This is a genomic window from Phreatobacter oligotrophus (assembly GCF_003046185.1).
Classification (GTDB): Bacteria; Pseudomonadota; Alphaproteobacteria; order Rhizobiales; family Phreatobacteraceae; genus Phreatobacter; species Phreatobacter oligotrophus.
On sequence record NZ_PZZL01000010.1, the window covers coordinates 40,969 to 65,043 of the forward strand.

Genomic DNA, 24,075 nt, shown 5'->3' on the forward strand with positions numbered 1-24,075 from the left:
CGCGCTGCACTGCCCGTCACCCCAGGGAGCCGCGCTCCCTGGAAAAGGCACCCCCTTCACCTCTCCCCAGTGGGGAGAGGTCGGCCGCAGGCCGGGAGAGGGGGATCAGGCTTATCCGGTGGGGGCTCTCCCCCTCTCCCGCCTCGCTCGCGCTCGGCGACCTCTCCCCGCTGGGGAGAGGTGAGGGTCGCGCTGGTCCTGTGATGGGCCGTCGTGTGTATCGACTCCACGATTAGGCCTGCACGCCCCAAGTGCGTCCTTCGAGGCTCGCCCTCTGGGCTCGCACCTCAGGATGAGGAGCGTAGTGCTTGGCACACCGGGGCGAGATGCAGGGTCCGATCCGTGCTGCCTGCAAGGCTCCCCCCTCCCTCATCCTGAGGTGCGAGGCCGGAACGGCCGAGCCTCGAAGGACGCACTTGGGTCGTGCCAGGCACAGGTCCCCGGCCCTAGCCCTCCAGCCATTCCCGCAGCTTGGTGACCCGCGGCTTCATCCGCCCGCCATCGACGGCGATACGCAGCGCCCGCGTCTCGCCGACCATCACCACCAGCGACCGCCCACGCGTCACAGCCGTGTAGATGAGGTTCCTCGCCAGCATGGCGTAGTGCTGCGTCGTCACCGGGATGACCACCGCCGGATATTCCGAGCCCTGGCTCTTGTGGATGGTCGTCGCATAGGCCGGCATGAGGTTCTCGAGGTCGCCGAAGGAATAGGAGACCTGCCGGCCATCGAAGAGCGCGACGAGCTCGCCCTCCTCCTGGTCGATGCGCAGCACCTGGCCGAGATCGCCGTTGAAGACGTCGCGGTCATAGTCGTTGGCGGTCTGCATGACCCGGTCGCCGGCGGCATAGGTCCAGCCATAGCGCTCGATGGAGCGGCCAGCCGGGGGGTTCAGCACCTTCTGCAGCTCGATGTTGAGGTTGCGGGCGCCGAGCACGCCCTTGTTCATCGGCGCCAGCACCTGCACGTCGCGCATCGGGTCGAGCCCGAAGCGGCGGGGGATGCGCTCCTTGACCATCTCGATGATCTTGGCGAGGCCGCTCTCGGGGGTCGAGGCCTCCACCCAGTAGAAGTCGCTCTCGGCGCCGGCCGGCACCGGCTCCGGCATCTCGCCGCGGTTGATGGAGTGGGCGGTGGAGATGATGCGGCTCGCCTCGGCCTGGCGGAAGACCTCCGTCAGCCGCGCCACCGGCACGAGGCCCGAGGCGATGATGTCGGCGAGCGCCTGGCCCGGTCCAACGGGGGGCAGCTGGTCGACGTCGCCGACGAGCAGGAGCCCTGAATCGGCCGGCAGCGCCTCGACGAGGGCGAGCATCAGCGGCACGTCGACCATGGAGGTCTCGTCGACCACCAGCAGGTCGCATTCGAGCAGGTTCTCGCGGCCGCGGGAGAAGGCGCCGAATTCCGGGTCGATCTCGAGCAGGCGGTGGATGGTCTTGGCCTCCAGCCCCGTCTGCTCGGTCATGCGCTTGGCGGCCCGGCCTGTCGGGGCGACGAGAGTGACCTTCACCTCCTGCCGCGTCAGCAGCTTGAGGATCGTGTCGAGCAGCGTCGTCTTGCCGACGCCGGGGCCGCCGGTGATCACCGAGACCTTGGCGGAGAGGATGGTGGCCAGCGCCTCGCGCTGCGAGGGGGCGAGCGCCTTGCCGGTGCGCGCCTCGACGCGCGGCACCTCGGTGTCGAGGTCGATCCTGCCCCAGGGCGGCGAGCCTTTCGACAGGTCGCGCAGCCGCTCGCCGATGATCTTCTCGGCGCGGTGCAGCTCCTTCAGGAAGAGGTGCGGCTCGCCGCGCAGCGTGTCGGCGACGAGATTGCGGGCGGCGACCTCGGCATCGGCGGCCTCGGCGACGAGGCGCTCGTCGGCCTCGAGCAGGCGCGCGGCAAGAGCCACGGCCTCCTCGCGCGGCAGGCCGGTATGGCCGTCGTCGCGGGCCTCCTGCAGCGCATAGGTGATGCCGGCGCGCAGGCGCTCCGGCGCATCGCGGGCAAGGCCCAGCGACACCGCCACCTGGTCGGCGGTGAGGAAGCCGATGCCCTTGACGTCGCGGGCGAGGCGATAGGGGTCCTGGCGGATGAGGCCGATGGCGTCGGTGCCGAGCGCGCGATAGACCCGCGCCGCCTGGCCGAGGCCAAGGCCATGCTCCTGGAGGAAGACGCCGAGGTCGCGGACGATGCGGTCCTCGGCCCAGCTCTCGGTGATGCGGCGAATGCGGGCCTCGGTGAGGCCGACGATCTCCTTGAGGCGGTGCGGCTCGGAATCCAGCACCTCGAAGGTGCGCTTGCCGAAGGCCTGGACGATCTTGTGGGCGGTGGCGATGCCGATGCCCTTGATGGCGCCCGAGGCAAGATATTTCTCGATGCCGTCCTTGGAGGCGGGCGGGGCGGTGACGAGGCGGGCGGCCTTGAACTGCAGGCCATGGGTGCGGTCGTTCACCCAGGAGCCCTCGGCCGTCATCATCTCGCCGGCAGCGACGGCGGCGGTCGTGCCCACCACGGCGATGGGCTGCGGCTTGCCGCGCACGCGCACCTTGAGCACGGCAAAGCCGGTGGCGGGGGAGTGGAAGGTCACCCGCTCGATCGTGCCGGTCAGGGTCTCGGCCGGGCTGTCCGGCGACGGGTCGGCGCTCGCGCGCATCGAGGCGAATCGCTCTATGGCTGGTTGAACGGGAGCGGGCGGAGGCTAGACCGCCGGGCCCCCGGCGTCCACGCCGAACCAGCCGGAGGGCCGCCCATGGCCTTCGCCCTCGCCGATGTCTCCCTCGCGCAGGCCGCGCTCGTCGCCGCCAGCGCCTTCGGCGCCGCCATCATCGGCGGCATGGCCGGCTATGGCACGGGCCTGCTCATGCCGCTGGTGCTGGTGCCGGTGATCGGGGCGGAGAATGTCGTGCCGGTCATCGCGGTCTCGGCGCTGTTCACCAATGTGAGCCGGCTCGTCGCCATGCGCGATGCTGTGGACTGGCAGAAGGCGGCGCTGATGCTCCCCCTCGCGCTGCCGCTGGTCATGCTCTCCGCCTATGGCTTCACGCGGCTCGACACGGGCGGCGCGCAGCTCGTCATCGGCCTCATGCTCATGGTGCTGGTGCCGCTCAGGCGCTGGCTCGCCCATGCCGGCTTCCGCCTCGCCGGCTGGCAGCTCCTTCCCGCCGGCGGCGTCTATGGCTTCGTCACCGGCGCCTCCAGCGGAGCCGGCGTCATCCTCGTCTCCTTCCTCATGGCGGCCGGGCTTGGCGGCAAGGCGGTGATCGCCACGGATGCCGCCATCTCCATCGTCATCGGCCTCGTCAAGGCCGGGACCTTCGGCTGGAACGATGCGCTGCCTCTCCCCGTCCTCGTCTTCGCGCTGCTGGTGGGGGTCGCAACCCTGCCCGGCGCCTTCGTCGCCCGCGCCATTCTCGACCGGCTCCCCGTTCGCCTGCACACGCTGATCCTGGAGGCGGTGATCGTGCTGGGCGGCGCGGTGATCCTCGGGCGGGCCCTGCTGGCCTGACGCCGCCCTGTCGCCTGCCCCCTTGCATTCCCGCGGCAAGCCCCCATCTCCGGTCCATCGGCTGACGAGGCCCGCCCGTCCGCCGCATCGCGAGGCTCCGATCCTTCGGAACCACCCCGCAGACGCGGCGTTGACGGGCCAAGGCGGTTCTCGCAGACCCATGGCCGGCATCGACGATGCCCGCAAAGGTCCGCGCAGCATTTCAGCCCGGACGCGAGATCACCTCATCCAGTCGACCGCGGATGTAACGGCGGCAAGAGGGTGGTCCCGCGTCGACAAATTCTGTATGACGCGAACCCTGGCACCAAGCGGCCTCGCCGCTTCGCCGGGGTTTTGTGCGCCGGGAGGGCCGGCGCTACGACGGAGAAGCCAAGCTGATGGCGAAGGAAGACGTCCTCAATTTCGAAGGCAAGGTCACCGAAGTCATGCCCGACGCCCGGTTCCGGGTGGAGCTGGACAATGGCCACATGGTCGTCGTCTACACGGCCGGCAAGATGAAGAAGAACCGCATCAAGACGCTGGTCGGCGACCGCGTCACGGTGGAGATGACGCCCTACGATCTCGACAAGGGCCGTCTCGTGTTCCGCCACAAGGGCGATGCTCCGCCCCCCGGCCCGCGCCCCGGTGGCGCCCGTCCCGGCGGCCCGCAGCGCCGTCGCTGATCGCTCCGCGCGGGGTCGTCCCGCGCGCCTGACCGGCCTGCCCCTCACGGGCGGGTCGCGACGTCTTGTCGTCGCCGCGCCGACACGGGTCCGTCATGCCCTCCTCGCCCGTGCCCGTCTCCCTCTCGTCCCGCGCCGCCACGGCGGCGGGGTTCGGCGCCATCGGCCTGTGGGGCCTGCTCGCCCTCTTCACCGCCGCCTCCGGCACTGTGCCGCCCTTCCAGCTCACCGCCATGACCTTCGCCATCGGCGGGGCGATCGGCCTCGCCGTGGTGGCCTTCCGGCCCGGCGGCATCGCACTCCTCGCCCAGCCGCCGAAGGTCTGGCTGCATGGCGTCACCGGGCTCTTCGGCTATCACGCGCTGTATTTCACGGCCTTGCGCTTCGCCCCTGCGGCGGAGGCGAACCTCCTCAACTATCTCTGGCCGCTGCTCATCGTCGTGTTCTCGGCGCTGCTGCCGGGCCACCGCCTTCAGCGCCATCACGTCATCGGCGCCCTGCTGGGGCTCGCCGGAACGGTGCTGCTCATCGCCGGACGCGGCGGGCTCGGCGGGAGCGTGTCCGGCACGGCCGCCATCGGCTATGCGGCGGCGCTCGGCTGCGCGGTCACCTGGGCGGCCTACTCCGTGACGGCGCGGCTGCTGCCCGACGTGCCGACCGAGGCGGTCGCTGGCTTCTGCCTCGCCACGGCCGTGCTGGCGCTCGGATGCCATCTCGCGGTCGAGACGACGGTGTGGCCGTCATCCGCGGGTGAGTGGCTCGCCATCCTGGCGCTGGGGCTCGGGCCGGTGGGCGCGGCCTTCTATCTCTGGGACCGCGGCATGAAGCGCGGCGACATCCAGGTGCTGGGGGCGGCGAGCTATGCCGCGCCGGTCATCTCGACACTGGCGCTGGTCGCCTTCGGCCATGCCGCGGCGAGCCTGTCGCTGGGGCTCGCGGTGGCGCTGATCGTGGTGGGGTCGGTGGTCGCGGCGAAGGAGATGTTGCGGCGGTAGGACTGGACTTCAAGGCGCTGAGGACTTTGCGCCCGAACCTCCCCCGTCATGCCCGGGCTTATCCCGGGCATCCACGACTTCCCTCGCTGACTGCGCCTCAGGACGCCCCTCACCCTTCCCTCTCCCCGCATGCGGGGAGAGGGGGCAAAAGCGTGGCGCGGATATCTCTACGGCCATCGACCTGCACGCCGGTATGCATCAGGCGCGAGGTCGCGATAACCCTCTCCCCGCATGCGGGGAGAGGGAAGGGTGAGGGGCCAGCTACGGCGGGGCTGGGCGGGCATGACGCGACAACGTCAGCGAAAGCGAGGCGACCTGCATCGCGCAAGTGCGTCCTTCGAGGCTCGGTCGCTGGGCTCCCTCGCACCTCAGGATGAGGGCGGGTGGTGCGCTGCAGAGTGGCCGCATGGAACTGGAGCAGCGCTCTTCGGCAGACCCGGATGCAACGCTCAACCTCCCTCATCCTGAGGTGCGAGCCTGAAAGGCGAGCCTCGAAGGACGCACTTGCGCGGTGAAAGGCGCCTCGCCCCCTCACCCCTGCGGCATGCGCCGGCAGTGATAGGCGTAGGCGACCTTGAAGCCGAGGCGCTCGTAGAGGGCGTGGGCCTTCACATTGGTCTGGCGCACCTGGAGATAGGCCGCGTGCGCGCCGTGCGAGCGGCCCCAGTGCAGCAGCGCGCCGATCATGCGCTGGCCGGCGCCCGAGCCGCGCGCGGCGGGATGCACCGCGAGGTCGTAGAGGCCGACATAGCCGCGATCGGAGACGCCGAGGCCGAAGCCCACGGCCTTGCGGTCGATATAGACGGTGGCGAAGGCAGTCTCGACCCGGATCGATCCGACGATGCGACCGAGCATGTCGCGCTGCCAGTCGGCGAGTTCATAGGCCTCCGCCGCGCCCTCGACCCAGGCCTCCGTCGGCTCCTCGGAGAGGACGACGGCGGCATCACGCGCGCCCTCCATCTTCACCCGTTCGGCGAGCGAGGCGACCATCACGTCGGTCTCGTCGTAAATCGTCCAGCCGGCCGCGGCGAAAGCGCCATCGATGCCCTCGCCGGCGAGCGGGGTGATGCGCACCATCGGCTCGATGCCGGCCTTGCGGTACAGCGTCTTCACCGTGCGGATGAGCTCCTCGCCGCTGATGGACGAGGGGTAGAAGGGGCTGGCCGCATTGGAGCGCTTGGTGTGGCCGCCGGCCATGCGCAGCATCCAGCCGTCACAATAGACGGTCTGGAGGGCAGGCCAGGCGTTGAACAGCCGCTCCTCGAGGGTGCGGACAAGGGCAATGTCGGTCATGAAATCAGTCCGTCGTGCAATGACTCAGGCGCCCGGCCGCCAGCCGGGGGCGGCGAGGCGGAAGCCGGCGAAATCGAAACCCGGCGCGACGGTGCAGCCGACCAGCGTCCAGTCGCCGAGGGTCTCGGCCGCCTGCCAGTGATGCGGCGGGACGACGCCTTGCGGGCGCTCGCCCTTGCCGAGATCGGCGCCGAGAATGATCTCTGTCACCGGGCCGGCATCGGTCGCGGCCAGCGACAGCTTCAGGGGCGCCCCGGCATGCCAGTGCCAGATTTCCACCGCATCCACCGTATGCCAGTGGGAGCGCTCGCCGCGCTTCAGGAGAAAATAGATGGCGGTGGAGGCGGCGCGGTCATCCGCACCGGGGGCGTCGCGGAAGGTCTCGCGGAAATAGCCGCCTTCGGGGTGCGGCTGGAGCCCGAGCAGGGCGATGATCTCGTCGGCCGTCATCCGTGTCCCCTCGTCCCCGTCACTTCCTGTTCCGGCCGAAATCCGGATCGGCCGTGTCCTGCCGCTGGTCGATGATCGAGCGGCGGATGGCGCGGGTGCGGGTGAAGAGGTCGAAGAGCTGGTCGCCCTGGCCCCAGCGGATGTTGCGCTGGAGGGCGATGAGGTCCTCGGTGAAGCGGCCCAGCACCTCCAGTACCGCCTCCTTGTTGTGGAGGAAGACGTCGCGCCACATGGTCGGATCGGAGGCGGCGATGCGGGTGAAATCGCGGAAGCCGCCGGCGGAGAACTTGATGACCTCGCTCTCGGTGACCTTTTCGAGGTCCGAGGCCGTGCCGACGATGTTGTAGGCGATGAGATGCGGCACGTGGCTGGTGATGGCGAGCACCAGGTCGTGGTGGTCGGGCGCCATGACCTCGACCTTCGAGCCGAGGCCCTGCCAGAAGGCGGAGAGCGTCTCGATGGCGACGGGGTCGGTGTCCGGCACGGGGGTGAGGATGCACCAGCGGCCGTGGAACAGCTCGGGGAAGCCGGAATCGGGGCCGGAATGCTCGGTGCCGGCCACCGGATGGGCGGGGATCAGATGCACGCCCGGCGGCATGTGCGGCGCCATCTGCGCGACGATGGAGCCCTTGGTCGAGCCGACATCGGACACGATGCAGCCAGGCTTCAGGTGAGGGCCGATGATTTCGGCCACCGCGCCCATGGCGCCGACGGGCACGCAGGCGATGACGAGGTCGGCGTCCTTCACGGCCGCCGCCATGTCGGTCGTCGCCTCGTCGGCGAAGCCGCGCTCGCGCACGCGGGCGATCACCGCCTCCGACCGGTCGGCGGCGATGACGCGGCCTGCGAGCGGGACCTGGCGCAGGGCGCGGGCGATGGACGAGCCGATCAGGCCGATGCCGATCAGCGTGACCGTGCCGAACAGGGGAGCGTCGGTCACGTCTTCATGAACTCGGCGAGCGTCGCGACGAAGTGGCGGTTCGCCTCCTCGGTGCCGACGGTGAGGCGCAGCGCATCGGGCAGGCCATAGGCGCCGACGCGGCGCAGCACGAGCCCCTTCGAGACGAGGAAGGCATCCGCCTCCGCCGCCGTCTTGCCGGCATCCCTGGGGAAATGCAGCAGCAGGAAATTGCCGACCGAGGGCGTGACAGTGAGGCCGAGCTTCTCGATCTCCGCGGTCAGCCAGGGCAGCCAGGTCTCGTTGTGCTCGATGGCCTTCTGGACGAAGGCCTGGTCGGCAATGGCGGCAGCGCCGGCGGCAATCGCCGCGGCATTGACGTTGAACGGCCCGCGGATGCGGTTCACCGCGTCGATCAGGTGCGCCGGGCCGACCATCCAGCCGATGCGCAGCGCGGCGAGCCCATAGATCTTCGAGAAGGTGCGCGTCATCACGACATTCTCGTTCGACGCCACCAGCTCCAGGCCGCTCTCGTAGTCGTTGCGGCGCACATACTCGGCATAGGCCGCGTCGAGGATCAGCAGCACATGCTTCGGCAGGCCGGCATGCAGCCGCTTCACCTCGTCGAAGGGGATGTAGGTGCCGGTCGGATTGTTCGGGTTCGCGAGGTAGACGATCTTCGTCTTCGGCGTCACCGCCGCGAGGATGGCGTCGACGTCGGTGGTGAGGTTCTTCTCCTTCGCCACGACGGGCGTGCCGCCGGCCGCGAGGATGGCGATCTTGTAGACGAGGAAGCCGTGCTCGGTGAAAAGGCCCTCGTCGCCCGGGCCGATATAGGCATTGGTGAGCAGGGAGAGCAGCTCATCCGAGCCGGAGCCGCAGAGGATGCGGTCGGGATCGAGGCCGTAGAGATTGGCGATGGCCTCGCGCAGCTCGGCCGAGGTGCCCTCGGGGTAGAGCTCGAGCTTCTCGGCGCCCTTGCGATAGGCCTCGATGGCCTTGGGGCTGGCGCCGAGCGGCGTCTCGTTGGACGAGAGCTTGTAGACCTTGGCCGCGCCCGGCGCGCCGGACTTGCCGGGCACATAGGCATCGATCGCCATCACACCGGGACGGGGAACGGGACGCGTGGCTTCGAGGGTCATGTCGGCACCGGAAACGAGAGGCGGCCCGACCCGGCGGGTTCAGGCGGCGATCGACTTCGCGGTGTAGCCGACCGTGCGGGCGGCTTCAACAGCCATGCCGGAAGCCGCGTCCTGCGCGATCTCCGCATCTGAGGCCTCACGCGGGCCCCATGCGAGGATGTGGTGGCGGCCGCCCTCCCCGGCACTGGCGAGGACCGCATCCACCTCGACCGGCGGCTTGCCGGCGAGGGTCACCGCGACGATGCGGGTGTCGAGGCCGGCCGTGTCGATGGAGGGATGGCCGATGACGAGGGCCTGCGGCGGGCGCGGGCTGGCGGCGCGGGCGATCGCAGGCGCCGTCGCCATGGCGATGGGCTGGTCGGGCAGGCCGAGCTTGTCCCACCAGGCCTCGCGGGCGGGACCGAGGCCGATCAGGCCGAGATCGCCGCGGTCGCGGCCGATGGCGGCGATGACGGAAGCGGGGCTCGAATGCTTCACCAGCGGCACGCCGAAGCCGAAATGGAAGCGGGCGAGCTCGCGGGCATTCTCCTGCTCCGGGCCCATGACCACGTGCACCGAATGGGGCGCCTGGACATAGGTGAAGGTGGAGATGATCTGGCGCCAGATCTGCACGACGAGTTCCACCGGCAGGCGGCCGGAATGGTTCTCGACGAGGCGGCGGACGACATCCGCCTCGCGGGCGGGACGGAAGGCCGAGCCGGTCTCGGCGGTCTTCTTCACCGCGATCAGCGTCTCGATGATCTGGCCGCGCTCCATCAGGAGCTTGTGCATGGCGGCGTCGATGCGGTCGATCTCGCCGCGCAGGTCCGCAAGGCTCGGCGGGGTCTTGGTGGGCATGGGATCAGTCCTGCGCGAAGGAAACGGCGGTCAGGCGAAGAGCGTGTCGGCGGCGGCGCCCGGCAGGGCGGCGGTGACCTCGATCTCGACCTTCATCTCGGGCTTGTAGAGGCCGGCGACGACGAGCAGCGTCGAGGCCGGGCGGATGTCGCCGAAGACCTCGCCGAAGATCGGGAAGACCTTGTCGGCGTCGCCAGCGTCGGTGATGTAGTAGGTGGCGCGCACGACATTGGCCATGGAGGTGCCGGCCTCCTTCAGCGTCGCGGCGATGGTGCGGAAGCAGTTGCGGGTCTGCTCCTCGACGGTCGCGGGAAGGGTCATGGTGGCGTAGTCGTAGCCGGTGGTACCGGCGACGAAGACGAAGCCGCCCTGGACCACGGCGCGGGAATAGCCGGCGGTCTTCTCGAAGGGCGAGCCGGTGGAGATCAGGCGGCGTTCCATGGCGCAGGTCCGGTGACGAGGCGGGGGCCGCGACGTTTACACAGTCAGCGACGCCAAGAACAGATCGCCCCGCGCGGGGGAGACGTTCCATCTCCCCGGGAGGGCCGGCCGCCGCAGCAGCTCAGCGTGCGCTGCCGGCGGGGTCGACCTCGAGGCGGTAGCCGAGGCCCCGCTGCGTGTGGATCAGCGGCTGGGCCTGTCCGGCATCCACCTTGCTGCGCAGGCGACCGATATAGACATCGACGATGTTGGTGAGCGGGTCCTCGTTGACGCCCCAGACATTGGCGAGGATGCGCTCGCGGCTGAACAGGCGTCCGGGGGCGCTCATCAGCAGTTCGAGCAGGGCGAGCTCCCGTGCCGTGAGCGCCAGCACCTTGCCGCCGCGCGTGACCTTCATGGTCATCCGGTCGAGTTCGAGGTCGGCGACGCGGAGCACCGGGCTGGCCGGGGTCTGCAAGGCGCGTCCCCGCCGCCTCAGCGCTTCGATGCGCGCCAGCAGTTCCTCGAAGTCGAAGGGCTTGCAGAGATAGTCGTCGGCGCCGAGACGCAGCCCGGTCACGCGGTCCTCGACGGTCGACAGCGCCGTCAGCATCAGGATGGGCAGCTCGACCTGGCCGGCGCGCAGCGTCTGGCAGACGTCGAGGCCGCTCATGTCGCCGAGCATGAGGTCGAGAATGACCACCGTCGTCTCGCCGCCGCCACGGTGGTCGTCCCAGGCGGCGCGGGCCTGGTCGAGCCCCTCGGCGCCGCTGCGGGCGACCTGCACCCGCATGCCCTCCGCCCGCAATCCGCGTTGCAGGAAGTCGGCGATGCGCGGGTCGTCCTCGATGATCAGGATGTTCATGCCGACACCGTCGTTCCCTCGACTGCCAGCGGCAGGGTCACCGTGGCCGTGGTGCCGCGACCGGCGACGCTCGCCAGGGTGATCTCGCCGCCATGGCCGCGGGCGAGGACGCGCGCGATCGGCAGGCCGAGACCGCTGCCATCGGCACGATGGCTGATGGCGTTCGGAGCCCGGTGGCTGCGGTCGAAGACCCGCGGCAGGTCCTCGGCGGCGATGCCGATCCCCTCGTCGCGGATGCGGATCTCCACCCGCGGCACCTCGCCGTCCACCCGCACCGCCTCCAGCCGCACGGCCTGGCCGGGGCGCGAATAGCGAACGGCATTGTCGAGCACGGCGAGCAGCAATTGCCTGAGCCGGTCGGCATCGCCGATCACCGGCAGGACCGCAGGCCAGGGCGCATGGTCGAGGCTCACGCCGCCAGCCCGGGCGATGGCCTCGCCGCTGGACAGGAGGTCGTCGAGGATCGCCACGAGATCGAGCGGCACCCGCCGCAAGGACAGGGCGTCGATATCGCTGCGCGCCATGGTGAGGAGGTCATCGATGGCGAGACTGAGATGGCGGGAGGCATCCTCGATCCGCCGCAGCGAGCCGCGATAGTCCTCGATCGGCTTGTCCGCGCCGCGTAGCGCCACCTGCGCCTCGCCACGGATGGCGGTGGTCGGGGTGCGCAGTTCGTGGCTGATATCGGCGAAGAGCTGCCGGCGGCGCGCCTCCGCATCGCTCTGGGCATCGAGTGCGGCGCGCAGTTCGGCGGTCCGCACGGCCACCTGCTCCTCCAGAGCCGAACGGGCCTCGGTTTCCATGCGCCGGTGCTCCGCCAGCTCCGCCGCCATCGCGTTCATGCTGCGGCCGACATCGGCGAATTCATCCGTCCCGCCGGCGGGAATGCGGTGGGAGAGATCGCCCCGCCGCAAGGCCGCCGCGCCTTCGGCCAGACCGCGCAGGGGGCCGCGCAGCGCCCGCGTGAAATAGGCGGCCAGAACCAGCGCCACGAGAACGAGCGCCGCGGTCGATCCGATCCAGGACCGGCTGAGCAAGGCGAGCGCAGCATCAGTGTCGGCCCGCTTCTCGCGCAGCGCCGTGTCCTCCCGCTCGATGCTCTCCGCAAGAAGGAGGCGGAGATCGCGGCCCTCGGCGCGGTCGAAGAGATCGTTGGCGAGGCGCCAGGCCCCGGCGGGATCGGTGCCCGGCGGCACCGGGTTGAGGCTGGCGAGGCCGCGGCCGAGCTGGGCGAGACTGCCCTCCAGCACCCGCAGCGCCTCGGCGCGCTCGGCCTGGCGTTGCCGGGCCGCGGGACTGTCATCGAGCCGGACCGCCTGGGCGGCGAGGCCCTTGAGGTCGGCGAGGACGATCCCCATCCGTTCCAGCAGGGCATCGCGCGGGGTGGAGCCGGCGCCGGCGCCGAATTGCTGCTGGGCCAGCCAGGTGCGCAGCTGCTGCTTGTCCGAGCGCAGGTCGGTGAAGCCCTGCTTGATGTCGGCGGCGACGCGTCCGCGCAGCAAATGGCGCTCGACCTGGCCGATCGCCCAGAGGGCCGCGCCACCCTGCACCACGGCGATCGAGGCCAGCAGGGTCAGCGCCAGCGTCAGGCGACGTCCGAAACCATGGGAGGGCCGGGCCGGAGACTCGATCGTCATCTGTTTTTCATGCGCCGTTCAGAGCCCGCTCATTCCCGGTTCAAGCCGACGTCAGCCGCGACAGCCTACACCGATGCCGGCGCTGCCGGCGACACCGTCGTCGCCCCGCCAGGCCACGTAACCCGAGGAGCTCCCATGACCATCCGCCACCCCATCCTGGCCGCCGCGTTCCTGGCACTGGCCACCGCATCCGGCTCCGCCTCGGCGCAGACCGTCGTCAATCAGGCGATCACCGAGCGCGAGGTCGTTGCGGCGCAGCGGGCCTGGTGTGATGCGCTGGTGTCGATCAGCACGACCCATGCGACCCAGGGCCAGCCTGCCGCGAAGGCCCTGGCCGAGCGCGTCATTGACGCCGCCTATGGCTACCAGCTGGGCGCCGTCCTGTTCAAACCGACCCTGACGGTGGCGCCGCAGACCTTCCGCACCACCCGCGCCGGCGCGCTGGCCTATTTCGTCGGTGGCGACCCCGCCTTCCCGAATGACAAGGGCTTCGCCCTGAGCGGCTGGACGAAGTGCGAGGCGACCAACAGCGCGATCTTCATCGCCGGCACCTCCGCCTCGACCATGGGCAATGTCGCCATCACCGGCCCGAACGGCGCTGTCACGACGGTCGACAAGACCTGGACCTATGTGAAGGACAGCGCCGGCCAGCTGCGGATCGTCGTGCACCACTCGTCGCTGCCCTATCGGCCGAACTGAGCAGGCGAGCCGGGCGACGCGGCCCGTCCCTGTCCAAGCCGATCCCCCGGATGGCCCGGCGCGCATCGCGCCGGGTCGTTCCGTCAGAGCCAGGGGCGGGCGGTGGAGACGGTCTTCTCGAAGCTGTCGATCGACTTCTCCTTGACCATGGTCAGGCCGATGTCGTCGAGGCCGTTCATCAGACAGTGCTTGCGGAAGGCGTCGATGTCGAACTTGATCGTGCCGCCGTCGGGGCCGCGGATCTCCTGCGCCTCGAGGTCCACGGTCAGCGTGGCGTTGGAGCCGCGGTCGGCGTCCTCGAACAGCTTCTCCAGCTCTTCCGGGCTCACCTTGATGGGCAGAATGCCGTTCTTGAAGCAGTTGTTGTAGAAAATGTCGGCGAAGCTGGTGGAGATCACGCAGCGGATGCCGAAATCCAGCAGCGCCCAGGGGGCGTGCTCGCGCGAGGAGCCGCAGCCGAAATTGTCGCCCGCCACGAGGATCTGGGCATTGCGATAGGCCGGCTTGTTCAGCACGAAATCCGGGTTCTCCGAACCGTCGTCGCGAAAGCGCATCTCGGAGAACAGGCCCTTGCCGAGGCCGGTGCGCTTGATGGTCTTCAGGTACTGCTTCGGAATGATCATGTCGGTGTCGACATTGATCGTGCGCATCGGGGCTGCGACGCCGGTCAGCACGGTGAACTTCTGCATGGGACTTCCCCCTCGGCTTGTTGAGGCGCCATGTATCAGAGGCGCCGCGCCGTGAGAAGGCGGGTGGCGGCAAGCCTGCCGCACCACCGGACTTGCGGCGGGGCGCGGTCTCGCCGATATGCCGGCGGTGGGAGAAGGAACCGACCATGAGCGTTCGCGACACGATCACCGAGAAGCTGACCGCCGCCTTCACGCCGGCCGCGCTGGAGGTGATCGACGAGAGCCACCATCACCAGGGCCACGGCGGCTGGCGCGAGGGCGGCGAGACGCATTTCCGGGTGAAGATGGTCTCGGCGGCCTTTGCCGGGAAATCGCGGGTGGACCGCCACCGCGCCGTCAACCAGGTGCTCGACGCCGAGCTCAAGGGCCGGGTTCACGCGCTGGCGCTGGAGACCAAGGCGCCGGGGGAGTGAGCGGCAGGGGCTGAAGGCTATCGCCGGAAATTGCCCCCACCCCCTAGAGCCCCACCACCAGCCGGTCGGCGGTGGCCAGATTGCAGGCCATGGGCACGTCATAGACCACGGCGAGCCGCGTCAACGCCTTGACGTCAACGTCGTGGGGATGGGGCGAGAGCGGGTCGACGAGGAAGACCAGAAGGGCGATCCGCCCCTCGACGATGAGCGCGCCGATCTGCTGGTCGCCGCCGAGCGGGCCGCTCTTCATCAGCAGGATGTCGAGGTCGGGCATGTCGGCCTTGAGCAGCGAGCCGGTGGTACCGGTGGCAACCAGCGGCAGGCGCTGGAGCACGCCATGGTGGCGGCGGGCCCAGGCCAGCATGTCCGGCTTCTTCTGGTCGTGGGCGATCAGTGCGATCAGTCCGTCTTGGGCCATGGTGTCCTCCCGCTGCGCCGCCGCCATCATCCCCTGATCGGACGGCCAATACGACCTCCGAGCCGCCGCAGCATTTCCCGCGCCAACACCGAGGTCGGGATGTCCCGCAGCGCCGGACGCCCGGCAATGATGGCCGGGACCGCCCTCGCCCGCCAGCGGCGCAGCGAGACACTGGTGGTCGACGCCCGGCGGTATGACATGGACCCGTGCGGGATCGACGCCGATCAGGCGAACGATTTCGTCGCGGGAGAACTGCGAGACGGTGTGGATGGCCGGCGCGGTGCTGACCCGGTGGAGATGCGCCTCGAAGAAGCGGACGCGCTTGGAGGGATGGTCGTCGGGATTGGTCAGGCACGACATGTCGTGCACCACCGGGAGCAGCGGCCCATCAATGTCGGTGATCGGCATGTAGTTCAGCGAGTGAAAGAGGTCGTACTGGATGCGGGACATCGGCTTGCGATGCACCAGGACTTCCTCAGCGGAAATATCTCAATTCACGCGATCAAGCGGCGTAATCTTGATCGCCGTAATCCGGTTTCGCTGCCGTCTGAGCACCTGGATGCGGAAACCATGGAAGGTGAAGGTCTGCCCCGTCTCGGGGATGGACCTGGCCTCATGGATGACGAGGCCCGCCACGGTGGTGGCCTCCTCGTCGGGCAGGCGCCAGTCCATGGCGCGGTTGAGATCGCGGATAGGGACCGCGCCATCGACATTGACCGAGCCGTCGGCCTGCGGCCGGACGCCGGTCACCTGCACATCGTGCTCGTCCTTGATGTCGCCGACGATCTCCTCGATGATGTCCTCGAGGGTCACGAGGCCCATCACCTCCCCATATTCGTCGACCACGAAGGCGAAATGCGTCTTGCGGCGCAGGAAGGCCTTGAGCTGGTCCTGCAGGCTGGTCGAATCCGGCACGAACCAGGCCGGCAGGGCGAGGCTCGACGGATCGATCTTGGCGAGGTCCCCGCCGACGGCGGCCAGCGCCCGCAGCAGGTCCTTGCCGTGCAGCACGCCGATGATGTTCTCCGGCGTGTCGCGCCAGAGCGGGATGCGGGTGTAGGGCGCGGCGAGCACGTCGCGGACGATCTTCTCGGGCGCGTCGCCGGCATCGATGGACACCATCTTGGTGCGATGGACCATGACGTCCTCGACGGTCAGGTCACGCAGGTCGAGAAGGCCGCCGAGCATGTCGCGGTCGAGCTTCTCGAAGGAGCCTTCCTTGTGCATGAGGTCGACCGTGCCGCGCAGCTCCTCCGCGCCGGTGAGGACGTTCTGGTTCTCCTTGATGCGCATCCCGAAGAGGCGCAGCACCCCGCGGACGATGGCCTCGACGGCGATGAGCACGGGCCCGAACAGGGCGACCACCAGCGCGACCGGGCGGGCAAAGACCAGGGCGGTCTGTTCCGGACGGGTGATGGCCACCGTCTTCGGCAGCACCTCGGCGAAGACGATGATCAGCACCGACATGATCGCGGTGGCGTAGATGACGCCCTCCGCGCCCAGCACCGAGACGAAGAGCGTGGTGGCGAAGGCGGAGACGCCGACATTGACGACATTGTTGCCGACCAGCATGGCGCCGATCAGCCGCTCGCGCGTGTCGAGCAGGCGGCTGACGATGCCGGCACGCCGGTCGCCGGCCCCCTCGAGCGCCAGCATCCGCGCCTTGGAGGCGGCGGACATCGCCGTCTCGGCGCTGGAGAAGAAGGCGGAGAGCAGCAGACAGGCGAAGATGAGGCCCAGCGCCAGCCAGGGATTGATCGCAAGCTCGTCCATGATCCTCCGGGCCGGTCAGGCCTCGCCTCTGTGGAGACTGCTCGATGGTGTCGCCTATGCCTAAAGCCTTTCGGCGGCGAGGCAAGGCGCGCGCCTCAGGGTGTCCGCCGCTTGGCGATCACGGTGTCGTCGGACCAGTAGTCCACGAACCCCTGGCGGCTGTAGTAGGCGAGGCCGCCGGCATTCTCGCGACGGATGGTTGCGTCGATCATGACCACGCCGGAAGCCTTCGCCGCCTGGCGCGTCGCCTCGAACAGCCGCCGGCCGATGCCGGTGCCCTGCCCCTCGATGGCGACGAAGGTGGCAACCAGCGCCCAGTCGGCGGGAAGAGGATTGGCGCCGGCCCAGCCGGGATCGGTCCATTCCAGCGCCTGGAAGCCAAGGATGGCGCCGTCCCGCTCGGCGACATGGCAGGCAATGCCACGCGGCGACGCGATGTATTCGGCAATCATCCGGTCGCGGTCGAAGGGGGTGCGATGGGCCGTGGTGCCCCCTTGGCGATGATGGCGTTGAGAAGGTCCGCCATGGCTTCGGCATCGGCAATGTCGGCCAGCCGGATGCGGATGTCATCGGCCATGTGCGTCTCAGCCTCTCGCGAGGTCCTCGGCAAGGAAGGCGCGCACGGCGGCGGGATCAACGTCCTTCGCGATGAAGCTCTCGCCGATGCCGCGGGCGAGGATGAAGGTGAGCTTGCCGCGCGCCACCTTCTTGTCCTGACCGATCGCGGCCATGAGGCCGTCGACATCGCCGACGCCGCCCGGCACATGGGCGAGCTCGGTCGGCAGGCCGACGGTTTTCAGATGCGCGGTCATGCGCTCCGCCGCGTCAGACGAGCAGAGGCCAAGCTTCGCCGAGAAGCGGAAGGCCTGGCACATGCCGATGGCCACCGCCTCGCCATGGACGAGGCGGGTGCCGTCGTAGCGCGTGGCGGCCTCCAGCGCATGGCCGAAGGTGTGGCCGAGATTGAGCAGGGCGCGGTCGCCGGTCTCGGTCTCGTCGCGGGCGACGACGGCCGCCTTGGCGCGGCAGGAGGTTGCGATGGCATGGACGCGATCCTTGCCGCCCTGGAAGACGCCGCGCCAGTTCGCCTCCAGCCAGGAGAAGAAGCCGGGATCGTCGATGAGGCCGTACTTCGCCACCTCGGCATAGCCGGCGCGGAACTCGCGGGTGGAGAGCGTGTCGAGCACGTCGGTGTCGGCGAGCACCAGGCCCGGCTGGTAGAAGGCGCCGACGAGGTTCTTGCCGTGGCGGGAATTGATGCCGGTCTTGCCGCCGACCGAGCTGTCGACCTGCGCCAGCAGCGAGGTCGGCATCTGCACGAAGCCCATGCCGCGGCGGACGATGGCCGCCGCGAAGCCGGCGAGGTCGCCGACGACGCCGCCGCCGAGGGCCAGGACGAGGTCGCCTCGCTCAAGGCGATGGGCGAGGACCTGGTCGACCACCTCCTCCAGCATGGCGAAGCGCTTGGTGGCCTCGCCGGCCGGCACGGTGATGCGGTGATGGCGCAGGCCCGCCGCGGTCAGCCCCGCCTCCAGCGCCGGAGCGTGGAGATCACCCACCGTCGCGTCGGTGACGATGGCGACGGCGCGACCGGGGAAGCGCGCGGCAAGCGTGGCGCCGGCCGAGGCGATGAGGCCGGAGCCGATCAGGATGTCGTAGGAGCGATCGCCCAGCGCCACGGGGACGCGGGTGGTCTCGGGGGCGTCGATGCTCACGGCTGGGCTCGCTCGTCGGACGGCAGGAGGTGGCTGGTCAGAGCGCGCAGCACGTCGTCGACGATCTCGTCATGCGCCGCCTCGCGGGACATGACCGTGACGGATGCCTCGGCATAAACGGGATAGCGCTCGTCCATGAGGCGGCGCAGCACCGCCTCGGGATCGTCGGACTTGAGCAGCGGGCGGTCGTTGCGGCGGCGCACCCGCTTCATCAGCACGTCGAGATCGGCCTTGAGCCAGACGGAGATGCCGCGCTCGGCGATGCGGGCGCGGGTCTCCGGGTTCATGTAGGCCCCGCCTCCGGTGGCGAGGATCTGCGGCCCCGACTCGAGGATGCGGGCGACGACGCGGACCTCGCCGGCGCGGAAATAGGCCTCGCCGTGGCGGGCGAAGATCTCGGGAATGGTGAGGTCGGCGGCCTTCTCGATCTCGGTGTCGGCATCGACGAAGGGCAGGTTGAGCCTGGCCGCGAGGCGCTTGCCGATGGTCGACTTGCCGGCGCCCATCAGACCGACGAGCACGATGGTGCGCGCGCCCAGCGCGTCGCGCAGCCGCTTCACGTCGATCACGGCCGGAGCCGTCGAGGTTACCTCACCCACCATGACGCCCGTGTCTCACGGAATCGGGCGACAGGGCAACCGACCGGATCGGGCGAGGCTCAGGCCGCCTCGCGCGCGGCGATGGCATCGGCGATGGCGACGAGCTTGCGCGCCATCTCGGCATGGAGGCGCTCGACCATGCGGCCCTCGATCTGGATGGCGCCCTTGGCGGCGTTCTCGGGGAGGTCGAAGGCGGCGATGATGGTGCGGGCCCAGGCGACCTCCTTCTCGGCGGGTGAGAAGGCGGCGTTGCAGGGGCCGATCTGGCTGGGATGGATCAGCGTCTTGCCATCGAAGCCCATGTCGCGGGCCTCGGCGCATTCGCGGGCGAAACCCGCCTCGTCGCCGATCTCGTTCCAGACGCCGTCGAGGATGGCGAGGCCATGAGCGCGGGCGGCGGCCAGCGAGGTCATCAGCCAGGCGTTCATCGGCGCACGGCCCGGCACGATGCGGGCGCCGGTCTCCTTGGCGAGGTCGTTGGTGCCCATGACGAAGCCGGTGAGGCGGGTTGAGCGATCCTTCGCGGCGGCGGCAATGGCGCCGGCATTCAGCATGGCGAGCGGCGTCTCCATCATGGCCCAGACCGCGGTGCGCTCCGGCGCGCTGGCGGCGGCGATGGCCTTGCCGGCGGCAACGAGGTCAGCACCCACGTTGACCTTGGGGATGAGGATGACATCGGCGCCGGTGGGGGCGAGGGCGGCGAGGTCGTCATGGCCCCAGGCGGTGTCGAAGCCGTTGAGCCGCACCACCACCTCGCGGTGGCCGAAGCCGCCCTGCCGGACAGCGGCGGCGACCTGCTCGCGCGCCACCTGCTTGGCATCGGGCGCCACAGCATCCTCAAGGTCGAGGATGACGACGTCGCAGGGCAGAGAGCGGGCCTTGTCGAGGGCGCGGGCATTGGAGCCGGGCATGTAGAGGACGGAGCGGCGGGGGCGGATGGCCATAGTGAAGGGTCCGGGGAGTGGCTATGTCGGCGTGAGGCTAGCTGCATCGCAGCATGCGTGCCATCGTCCTTCCGAACGAGAGCGGATTGCAGAAGAGACACGGCGTGACACACGCGGATGTGCTGATCGTCGGCGGCGGGATCATGGGATCCTGCACCGCCTATTTCCTCAAGAAGGAGCTGGGTTTTCAGGGCTCGGTCCATGTCATCGAGCGCGACCCGACCTATGCCGAGGCCTCGACGACGCTGTCGGCCGCCTCCATCCGCCAGCAGTTCTCGACGCCTGAGAACATCCGCATGAGCCGCTTCGGCATCGAAGTGATCCGCGGCCTGAAAGAGCGCTTCGGCGCGGAGGCCGATATCGGCTTCCGCGAGGGTGGCTATCTCATCCTTGCCTCGGAGGGCGGCCGCTCCGTGCTGGAGGCCAACTGGCGCACGCAAGCCGCGGAGGGCGCCGACATCCTGCTGCTGGGTCCCGCCGATTTGCAGGCCCGGTTCCCCTGGCTCTCGACCGAGGACATCGCGCTCGGCGCCTGGGGCCGCACCGGCGAGGGCTGGTTCGACGCGGCCATGCTGCTCGACCTGTTCCGCAAGGCGGCGCGGGAGGCCGGCGCGACCTATGAGAAGGGGGAGGTCGCAAGCCTCACCCGCACGGGCGACCGCGTCACCGGCGCGGTGATGGCGGATGGCTCGGCGCGGACCTGCGGCACGCTCGTGCTTGCGGCCGGCGCCTGGGCGGGAAAGCTGGCTCAAGGCATCGCCGTGCCGCTGCCGGTGGAGCCGCGCAAGCGCACGGTCTTCGTGGTGAAATGCCCGGAGACCTTCCCCGACATGCCGCTGATCGTCGACCCCTCGGGTGTCTGGATGCGGCCCGAGCGCGACCTCGTCATCGGCGGCTGGGGGCCGGGCGAGGGCGACCCGGATCCCGCAGCCTACGGCGACTTCAACCCCGCCCACGACGAGTTCGAGGCCCATGTCTGGCCGGCCTGGGCGACGCGCATCCCCGCCATGGAGCAGCTGCGCCAGATCCGCGCCTGGGCCGGGCACTACGACTTCAACACGCTCGACCACAACGCCATCCTCGGCCCCCATCCCGAGGTCACAGGCCTGATGTTCATCAACGGCTTTTCCGGCCACGGCCTGCAGCAGGCGCCCGCCGCCGGCCGGGCGCTGGCCGAGCTCATCGTCCATGGCGGCTATCGCAGCCTCGACCTCTCCGTCTTCGGCTTCGACCGCATCCTGCGGGGCGAACCGGTCCTCGAACTCAATGTGATCTGACCCGGAGCCCCCCATGAAGGTCTGCATCTTCGGCGCCGGCGCGGTCGGCGGCAACGCGGCGGCGCGGCTCATCGCGGCGCGCGACGCCGAGGTCTCGGTGGTGGCGCGCGGCGCCCATCTCGCCGCCATCCGCGAGAAGGGCCTGACGCTGCACACGGGCGGCGAGACGCTCGGCGGCATGCCCCATGCGGCGACCGACGACCCGTCGACGCTGCCGCCGCAGGACCTGGTGGTGGTGACGCTGAAGGCCCATTCGCTGCCTGCCATCGCCGGCCAGATCCGCGCGCTGCTGGCGCCGGGGGCGGCGGCGGTCTTCTTCACCAACGGCGTGCCGTGGTGGTGGAACCACGGCATCGACGAGGAGGCGGGTTCGCTGCCGCTGCTTGATCCGGACGGGCTGCTGTGGCGCGATCTCGGGCCGGACAGCGTGCTCGGCGGCGTGGTCTATTCCGCCAATGCGGTGACCGAGCCGGGGGTCATCACCCACACGGCCGGCAATCGCTGGATCATCGGCGAGCCGACCGGTTATGCCTCGCCGCGGGCGGATGCGGCGGCGGAGGTGTTCCAGCGGGCCGGGCTCGGCGGCGAGGTGACCACCGACATCCGCAAGGCCATGTGGGAGAAGCTGGCGCTCAACATCGCGGCGAACCCGCTCTGCGCGCTGTCGCGGCTGCCGCTCGGGCGCTGGCACGAGGTGCCGGGAATCGGCGCGCTCGGCATCGGCATGATCAAGGAGATGCTGGCGGTCGCCAAGGCGCTGGGCTGGGATCTCACGTCGGAGGTCGACCCGGCGGCAGCGCTCCCGGCGCGGCCCGGCCGCCCCGGCGGCAAGCCCTCCATGCTGCAGGATGCCGAGGCCGGGCGGCCCATGGAGGTCGAGGCCATTGTCGGCCAGCTCCAGGCCTTCGGTCGCGACCATGGCGTGCCGACGCCCGCCATCGACGTGGTGCTGCCGCTGCTCAGGGCGCTGGACGCGGCCGTGAGCAAGCCGCCCGTGAAGGTGTGAGGGGCGGCGACAGGCTCCAGGCCCCCGTCCTGTCGGAGGGCGCGAGCATCGCCGACACCTCTCCCCGGCGGGGAGAGGTCGAGCCGAGGCGAAGCCGCGGATCGGGAGAGGGGGAGATGTCGTCGGGGCCTTGCCCCCTCTCCCGGCGCTGCGCGCCGACCTCTCCCCGCCGGGGAGAGGTGCGCTGACCGGCCAGCCCTTGCGCTTGAACCTCCGCCCGTCATGCCCGGGCTTGGCCCGGGGGCATCCACGCATTCGTTTCAAGGGGCAGTGGTCAAGTCGTGGATGCCCGGCACAAGGCCGGGCATGACGAAGAGGGCGGCGGGACTTCGGGAGGGGCGAGGTTCCTCGCCTGCTCCCCCTCCCCTCAGTGGTTCGACATGGGCCGCCGCCGCACGTTGGGCCTCAGGTGCTGGAACGGGATGACGCCGGTGTCGTCCAGCGCCGCGCCGGGGGAGGCGCCGACCACGACCGAATCCGCATAGGGCTGCCAGTCGCCGCGGAAATGCACCGAGCTCTTCAGCACGACCACCTTGTAGCCGGTGATGTCGATGCCGAGATGGGTGCAGACCGCGACGCAATGCGGCTGCTGGCGCACCGTGCCGACGACGAGATCGATGCCGCCGATCCTGAGCCAGGCGGAGGGCCCCATGTTGATGGGCTGGCCGCCGACCATCGGCCCGGTGCCGATGAAGCGGCCGTCGGAGACGGCGATGACCTCGGCCGTGGTGGTCAGCGGCTCCTCGCCCGGTCCGCTGCCATTCGCGGCGAAGGTGACCGCGATGGTGGCGCCCTTGCCGGCCTTGTGCGCGGCCTCGGCGATAGCCGGCTCGTGGTGCAGCGCCATCAGCGTCGACTGGGCGCCGCGTTTGATCATGGCGCGCAGGAAGCCGGTGGTGATGGAGGAGCCGCCGGCGCCGGGATTGTCCTGCGTGTCGGCGATGATGACGGGCTTGCCGGCCATGTCGGCGCGCTGGAAGGCGAGCGCCACCGCCTCGTCCTGGGGCTTGGCGAGATGGTCTAGGAAGGCGGCCTCGGAGCGCAGCACGGCGTGATAGAGCCGGTCGACGGCGGCATCGACGGACGGCTGGTCCGCGCCATAGCCGATGACGGTCGCGCCCATGTCGAAGATGTCGGCGGAGGGGAAGCCGGGGCAGAGCGAAAGATGCACGCCGGTCTCGGCCTCGATCTCCTCCAGCAGGGCATAGAGCCCCTTCATCGGCTCGATCATCGAGCAGCCCGAGGCGATGGGGATGAGGAAGGGCATCTGCCGGAAGGCGCGAGCCGGCTGCGGCCCCCAGGCGAGGACGCGGTCGAGCCACTGCGCAACGCGCTCGCCGGTCTGCAGCCAGTCGATATGCGGATAGGTGCGGTAGGCCGACATGAAGCTCGCATTGTCGACCATCTGCCGCGTCACATTGGCGTGGAGGTCGAGCGAGGAGAGGACCGGCACATTTGGACCGACGAGGCGGCGGACGCGGGCGAGCAGCTCGCCCTCGGCATCCTCGATGGTCTCGGTGGTCATGGCGCCGTGGAGTTCGAGGAAGACGGCGTCGGGCGCGGCATCGGCCAAGTCGGCGAGGATGTAGGAGACGGCCCGCTCGAAGACGCGATCCTCGACCCGGCCCGAGGGCTGGGCGAAGGACCAGGACAGCGGCACCATCGTGTGACCGGCGGCCTCCGCGATGCGCATGAAGCCGGTGGAGGCGATGTTGAAGGGGCGGAACTTCGTCAGGAGATCCGGGCCGCGGGTGAAGCCGGGCCAGGCGCCCTCCTGGTTGAACATGGCCCAGGGCGTCGGCTCCGGGACGAAGGTGTTGGTCTCGTGCATGAAACCGCCGAGGGCGATGCGCATGGG

At 69.9% G+C, this 24,075-nt stretch carries 25 protein-coding genes and 1 pseudogene; 7 read left to right on the forward strand and 19 right to left on the reverse strand.

The window, feature by feature from the left end:
• Nucleotides 1–446 precede the first annotated feature (446 nt).
• On the reverse strand, nt 447–2,633 hold the full coding sequence (gene recD2 / locus C8P69_RS19195) for an SF1B family DNA helicase RecD2 (protein ID WP_108179063.1): 2,187 nt from the start codon (nt 2,631–2,633) through the stop codon (nt 447–449).
• A gap of 96 nt (nt 2,634–2,729) precedes the next feature.
• On the opposite strand from recD2, the gene C8P69_RS19200 reads away from it, so the two are divergent.
• The 3 genes from C8P69_RS19200 to yddG all read left to right on the forward strand — a co-directional run bounded on the left by C8P69_RS19200 (nt 2,730) and on the right by yddG (nt 5,142).
• Nucleotides 2,730–3,485: a sulfite exporter TauE/SafE family protein gene (locus C8P69_RS19200; protein WP_108179064.1), complete on the forward strand. Its 756-nt coding sequence runs from the start codon at nt 2,730–2,732 to the stop codon at nt 3,483–3,485.
• A 377-nt stretch (nt 3,486–3,862) separates the two neighbouring features.
• A complete protein-coding gene (gene infA, locus C8P69_RS19205; protein ID WP_106750684.1) occupies nt 3,863–4,147 on the forward strand; it encodes a translation initiation factor IF-1 in 285 nt (94 codons plus the stop codon).
• 95 nt (nt 4,148–4,242) lie between these two features.
• On the forward strand, nt 4,243–5,142 hold the full coding sequence (gene yddG / locus C8P69_RS19210; RefSeq protein WP_108179065.1) for an aromatic amino acid exporter YddG: 900 nt from the start codon (nt 4,243–4,245) through the stop codon (nt 5,140–5,142).
• A 531-nt stretch (nt 5,143–5,673) separates the two neighbouring features.
• Here the strand turns inward: yddG and C8P69_RS19215 are convergent.
• The 8 genes from C8P69_RS19215 to C8P69_RS19250 all read right to left on the reverse strand — a co-directional run bounded on the left by C8P69_RS19215 (nt 5,674) and on the right by C8P69_RS19250 (nt 12,684).
• Nucleotides 5,674–6,435: a GNAT family N-acetyltransferase gene (locus C8P69_RS19215; protein WP_108179066.1), complete on the reverse strand. Its 762-nt coding sequence runs from the start codon at nt 6,433–6,435 to the stop codon at nt 5,674–5,676.
• 24 nt (nt 6,436–6,459) lie between these two features.
• Nucleotides 6,460–6,885, reverse strand: coding sequence for a cupin domain-containing protein (locus tag C8P69_RS19220; RefSeq protein ID WP_108179067.1), 426 nt, complete (start codon nt 6,883–6,885; stop codon nt 6,460–6,462).
• A gap of 19 nt (nt 6,886–6,904) precedes the next feature.
• On the reverse strand, nt 6,905–7,825 hold the full coding sequence (locus C8P69_RS19225; protein ID WP_108179068.1) for a prephenate/arogenate dehydrogenase family protein: 921 nt from the start codon (nt 7,823–7,825) through the stop codon (nt 6,905–6,907).
• Nucleotides 7,822–8,925, reverse strand: coding sequence for a histidinol-phosphate transaminase (gene hisC / locus C8P69_RS19230; RefSeq protein ID WP_108179069.1), 1,104 nt, complete (start codon nt 8,923–8,925; stop codon nt 7,822–7,824). The genes C8P69_RS19225 and hisC overlap by 4 nt, the downstream gene beginning before the upstream one ends.
• A gap of 39 nt (nt 8,926–8,964) precedes the next feature.
• On the reverse strand, nt 8,965–9,762 hold the full coding sequence (locus C8P69_RS19235; protein WP_108179070.1) for a chorismate mutase: 798 nt from the start codon (nt 9,760–9,762) through the stop codon (nt 8,965–8,967).
• A 30-nt stretch (nt 9,763–9,792) separates the two neighbouring features.
• Nucleotides 9,793–10,203, reverse strand: a complete 411-nt coding sequence (locus tag C8P69_RS19240; protein WP_108179071.1) for a RidA family protein — start codon at nt 10,201–10,203, stop codon at nt 9,793–9,795.
• A gap of 121 nt (nt 10,204–10,324) precedes the next feature.
• Nucleotides 10,325–11,047 carry a response regulator transcription factor gene (locus tag C8P69_RS19245; protein WP_108179072.1) on the reverse strand — a complete coding sequence of 241 codons (723 nt, stop codon included), beginning with the start codon at nt 11,045–11,047 and terminating at the stop codon, nt 10,325–10,327.
• Entirely contained in the window at nt 11,044–12,684 is a 1,641-nt protein-coding gene (locus C8P69_RS19250; protein WP_108179073.1) for a sensor histidine kinase, read from the reverse strand. The genes C8P69_RS19245 and C8P69_RS19250 overlap by 4 nt, the downstream gene beginning before the upstream one ends.
• Before the next feature lie 135 nt (nt 12,685–12,819).
• Between C8P69_RS19250 and C8P69_RS19255 the strand changes: the two genes are divergently transcribed.
• The gene (locus tag C8P69_RS19255; protein WP_108179074.1) at nt 12,820–13,383 is read left to right on the forward strand and encodes a hypothetical protein; all 564 of its coding nucleotides are present in this window, start codon (nt 12,820–12,822) and stop codon (nt 13,381–13,383) included.
• Nucleotides 13,384–13,466: 83 nt separating this feature from the next.
• On the opposite strand, the gene leuD is transcribed toward C8P69_RS19255, so the two are convergent.
• Nucleotides 13,467–14,072, reverse strand: coding sequence for a 3-isopropylmalate dehydratase small subunit (leuD, locus tag C8P69_RS19260; RefSeq protein WP_108179075.1), 606 nt, complete (start codon nt 14,070–14,072; stop codon nt 13,467–13,469).
• 146 nt (nt 14,073–14,218) lie between these two features.
• On the opposite strand from leuD, the gene C8P69_RS19265 reads away from it, so the two are divergent.
• Nucleotides 14,219–14,485, forward strand: a complete 267-nt coding sequence (locus tag C8P69_RS19265; RefSeq protein ID WP_108179076.1) for a BolA family protein — start codon at nt 14,219–14,221, stop codon at nt 14,483–14,485.
• A gap of 43 nt (nt 14,486–14,528) precedes the next feature.
• On the opposite strand, the gene C8P69_RS24295 is transcribed toward C8P69_RS19265, so the two are convergent.
• From C8P69_RS24295 to C8P69_RS19295, 8 genes and pseudogenes are all read right to left on the reverse strand, one after another.
• On the reverse strand, nt 14,529–14,903 hold the full coding sequence (locus C8P69_RS24295; RefSeq protein ID WP_245902149.1) for a methylglyoxal synthase: 375 nt from the start codon (nt 14,901–14,903) through the stop codon (nt 14,529–14,531).
• Nucleotides 14,904–15,089: 186 nt separating this feature from the next.
• Nucleotides 15,090–15,353, reverse strand: a pseudogene (locus C8P69_RS24300) (glycosyltransferase); the annotation flags it as partial.
• Nucleotides 15,354–15,392: 39 nt separating this feature from the next.
• The gene (locus C8P69_RS19275) at nt 15,393–16,676 is read right to left on the reverse strand and encodes an HlyC/CorC family transporter (RefSeq protein WP_108179078.1); all 1,284 of its coding nucleotides are present in this window, start codon (nt 16,674–16,676) and stop codon (nt 15,393–15,395) included.
• A gap of 95 nt (nt 16,677–16,771) precedes the next feature.
• Nucleotides 16,772–17,128, reverse strand: coding sequence for a GNAT family N-acetyltransferase (locus C8P69_RS19280; RefSeq protein ID WP_108179079.1), 357 nt, complete (start codon nt 17,126–17,128; stop codon nt 16,772–16,774).
• Entirely contained in the window at nt 17,125–17,253 is a 129-nt protein-coding gene (locus tag C8P69_RS24475) for a hypothetical protein (protein WP_281260077.1), read from the reverse strand. The genes C8P69_RS19280 and C8P69_RS24475 overlap by 4 nt, the downstream gene beginning before the upstream one ends.
• A 7-nt stretch (nt 17,254–17,260) precedes the next feature.
• Complete coding sequence (gene aroB, locus C8P69_RS19285) at nt 17,261–18,391, reverse strand: 3-dehydroquinate synthase (RefSeq protein WP_108179080.1); 1,131 nt, start codon at nt 18,389–18,391, stop codon at nt 17,261–17,263.
• Nucleotides 18,388–18,993: a shikimate kinase gene (locus C8P69_RS19290; RefSeq protein ID WP_108179081.1), complete on the reverse strand. Its 606-nt coding sequence runs from the start codon at nt 18,991–18,993 to the stop codon at nt 18,388–18,390. Before C8P69_RS19290 ends, aroB begins: the two co-directional genes overlap by 4 nt.
• Nucleotides 18,994–19,049: 56 nt before the next feature.
• Nucleotides 19,050–19,934 (reverse strand): HpcH/HpaI aldolase/citrate lyase family protein, encoded by an 885-nt coding sequence (locus tag C8P69_RS19295; protein WP_108179082.1) that lies wholly within the window; start codon nt 19,932–19,934, stop codon nt 19,050–19,052.
• Nucleotides 19,935–19,987: 53 nt separating this feature from the next.
• Between C8P69_RS19295 and C8P69_RS19300 the strand changes: the two genes are divergently transcribed.
• On the forward strand, nt 19,988–21,211 hold the full coding sequence (locus C8P69_RS19300; RefSeq protein ID WP_108179083.1) for an NAD(P)/FAD-dependent oxidoreductase: 1,224 nt from the start codon (nt 19,988–19,990) through the stop codon (nt 21,209–21,211).
• Nucleotides 21,212–21,224: 13 nt separating this feature from the next.
• Nucleotides 21,225–22,217 carry a ketopantoate reductase family protein gene (locus tag C8P69_RS19305; protein WP_108179084.1) on the forward strand — a complete coding sequence of 331 codons (993 nt, stop codon included), beginning with the start codon at nt 21,225–21,227 and terminating at the stop codon, nt 22,215–22,217.
• Nucleotides 22,218–22,584: 367 nt separating this feature from the next.
• Here the strand turns inward: C8P69_RS19305 and C8P69_RS19310 are convergent, their stop codons facing one another.
• The gene (locus C8P69_RS19310) at nt 22,585–24,072 is read right to left on the reverse strand and encodes a M81 family metallopeptidase (protein ID WP_108179085.1); all 1,488 of its coding nucleotides are present in this window, start codon (nt 24,070–24,072) and stop codon (nt 22,585–22,587) included.
• Nucleotides 24,073–24,075: the final 3 nt, after the last annotated feature.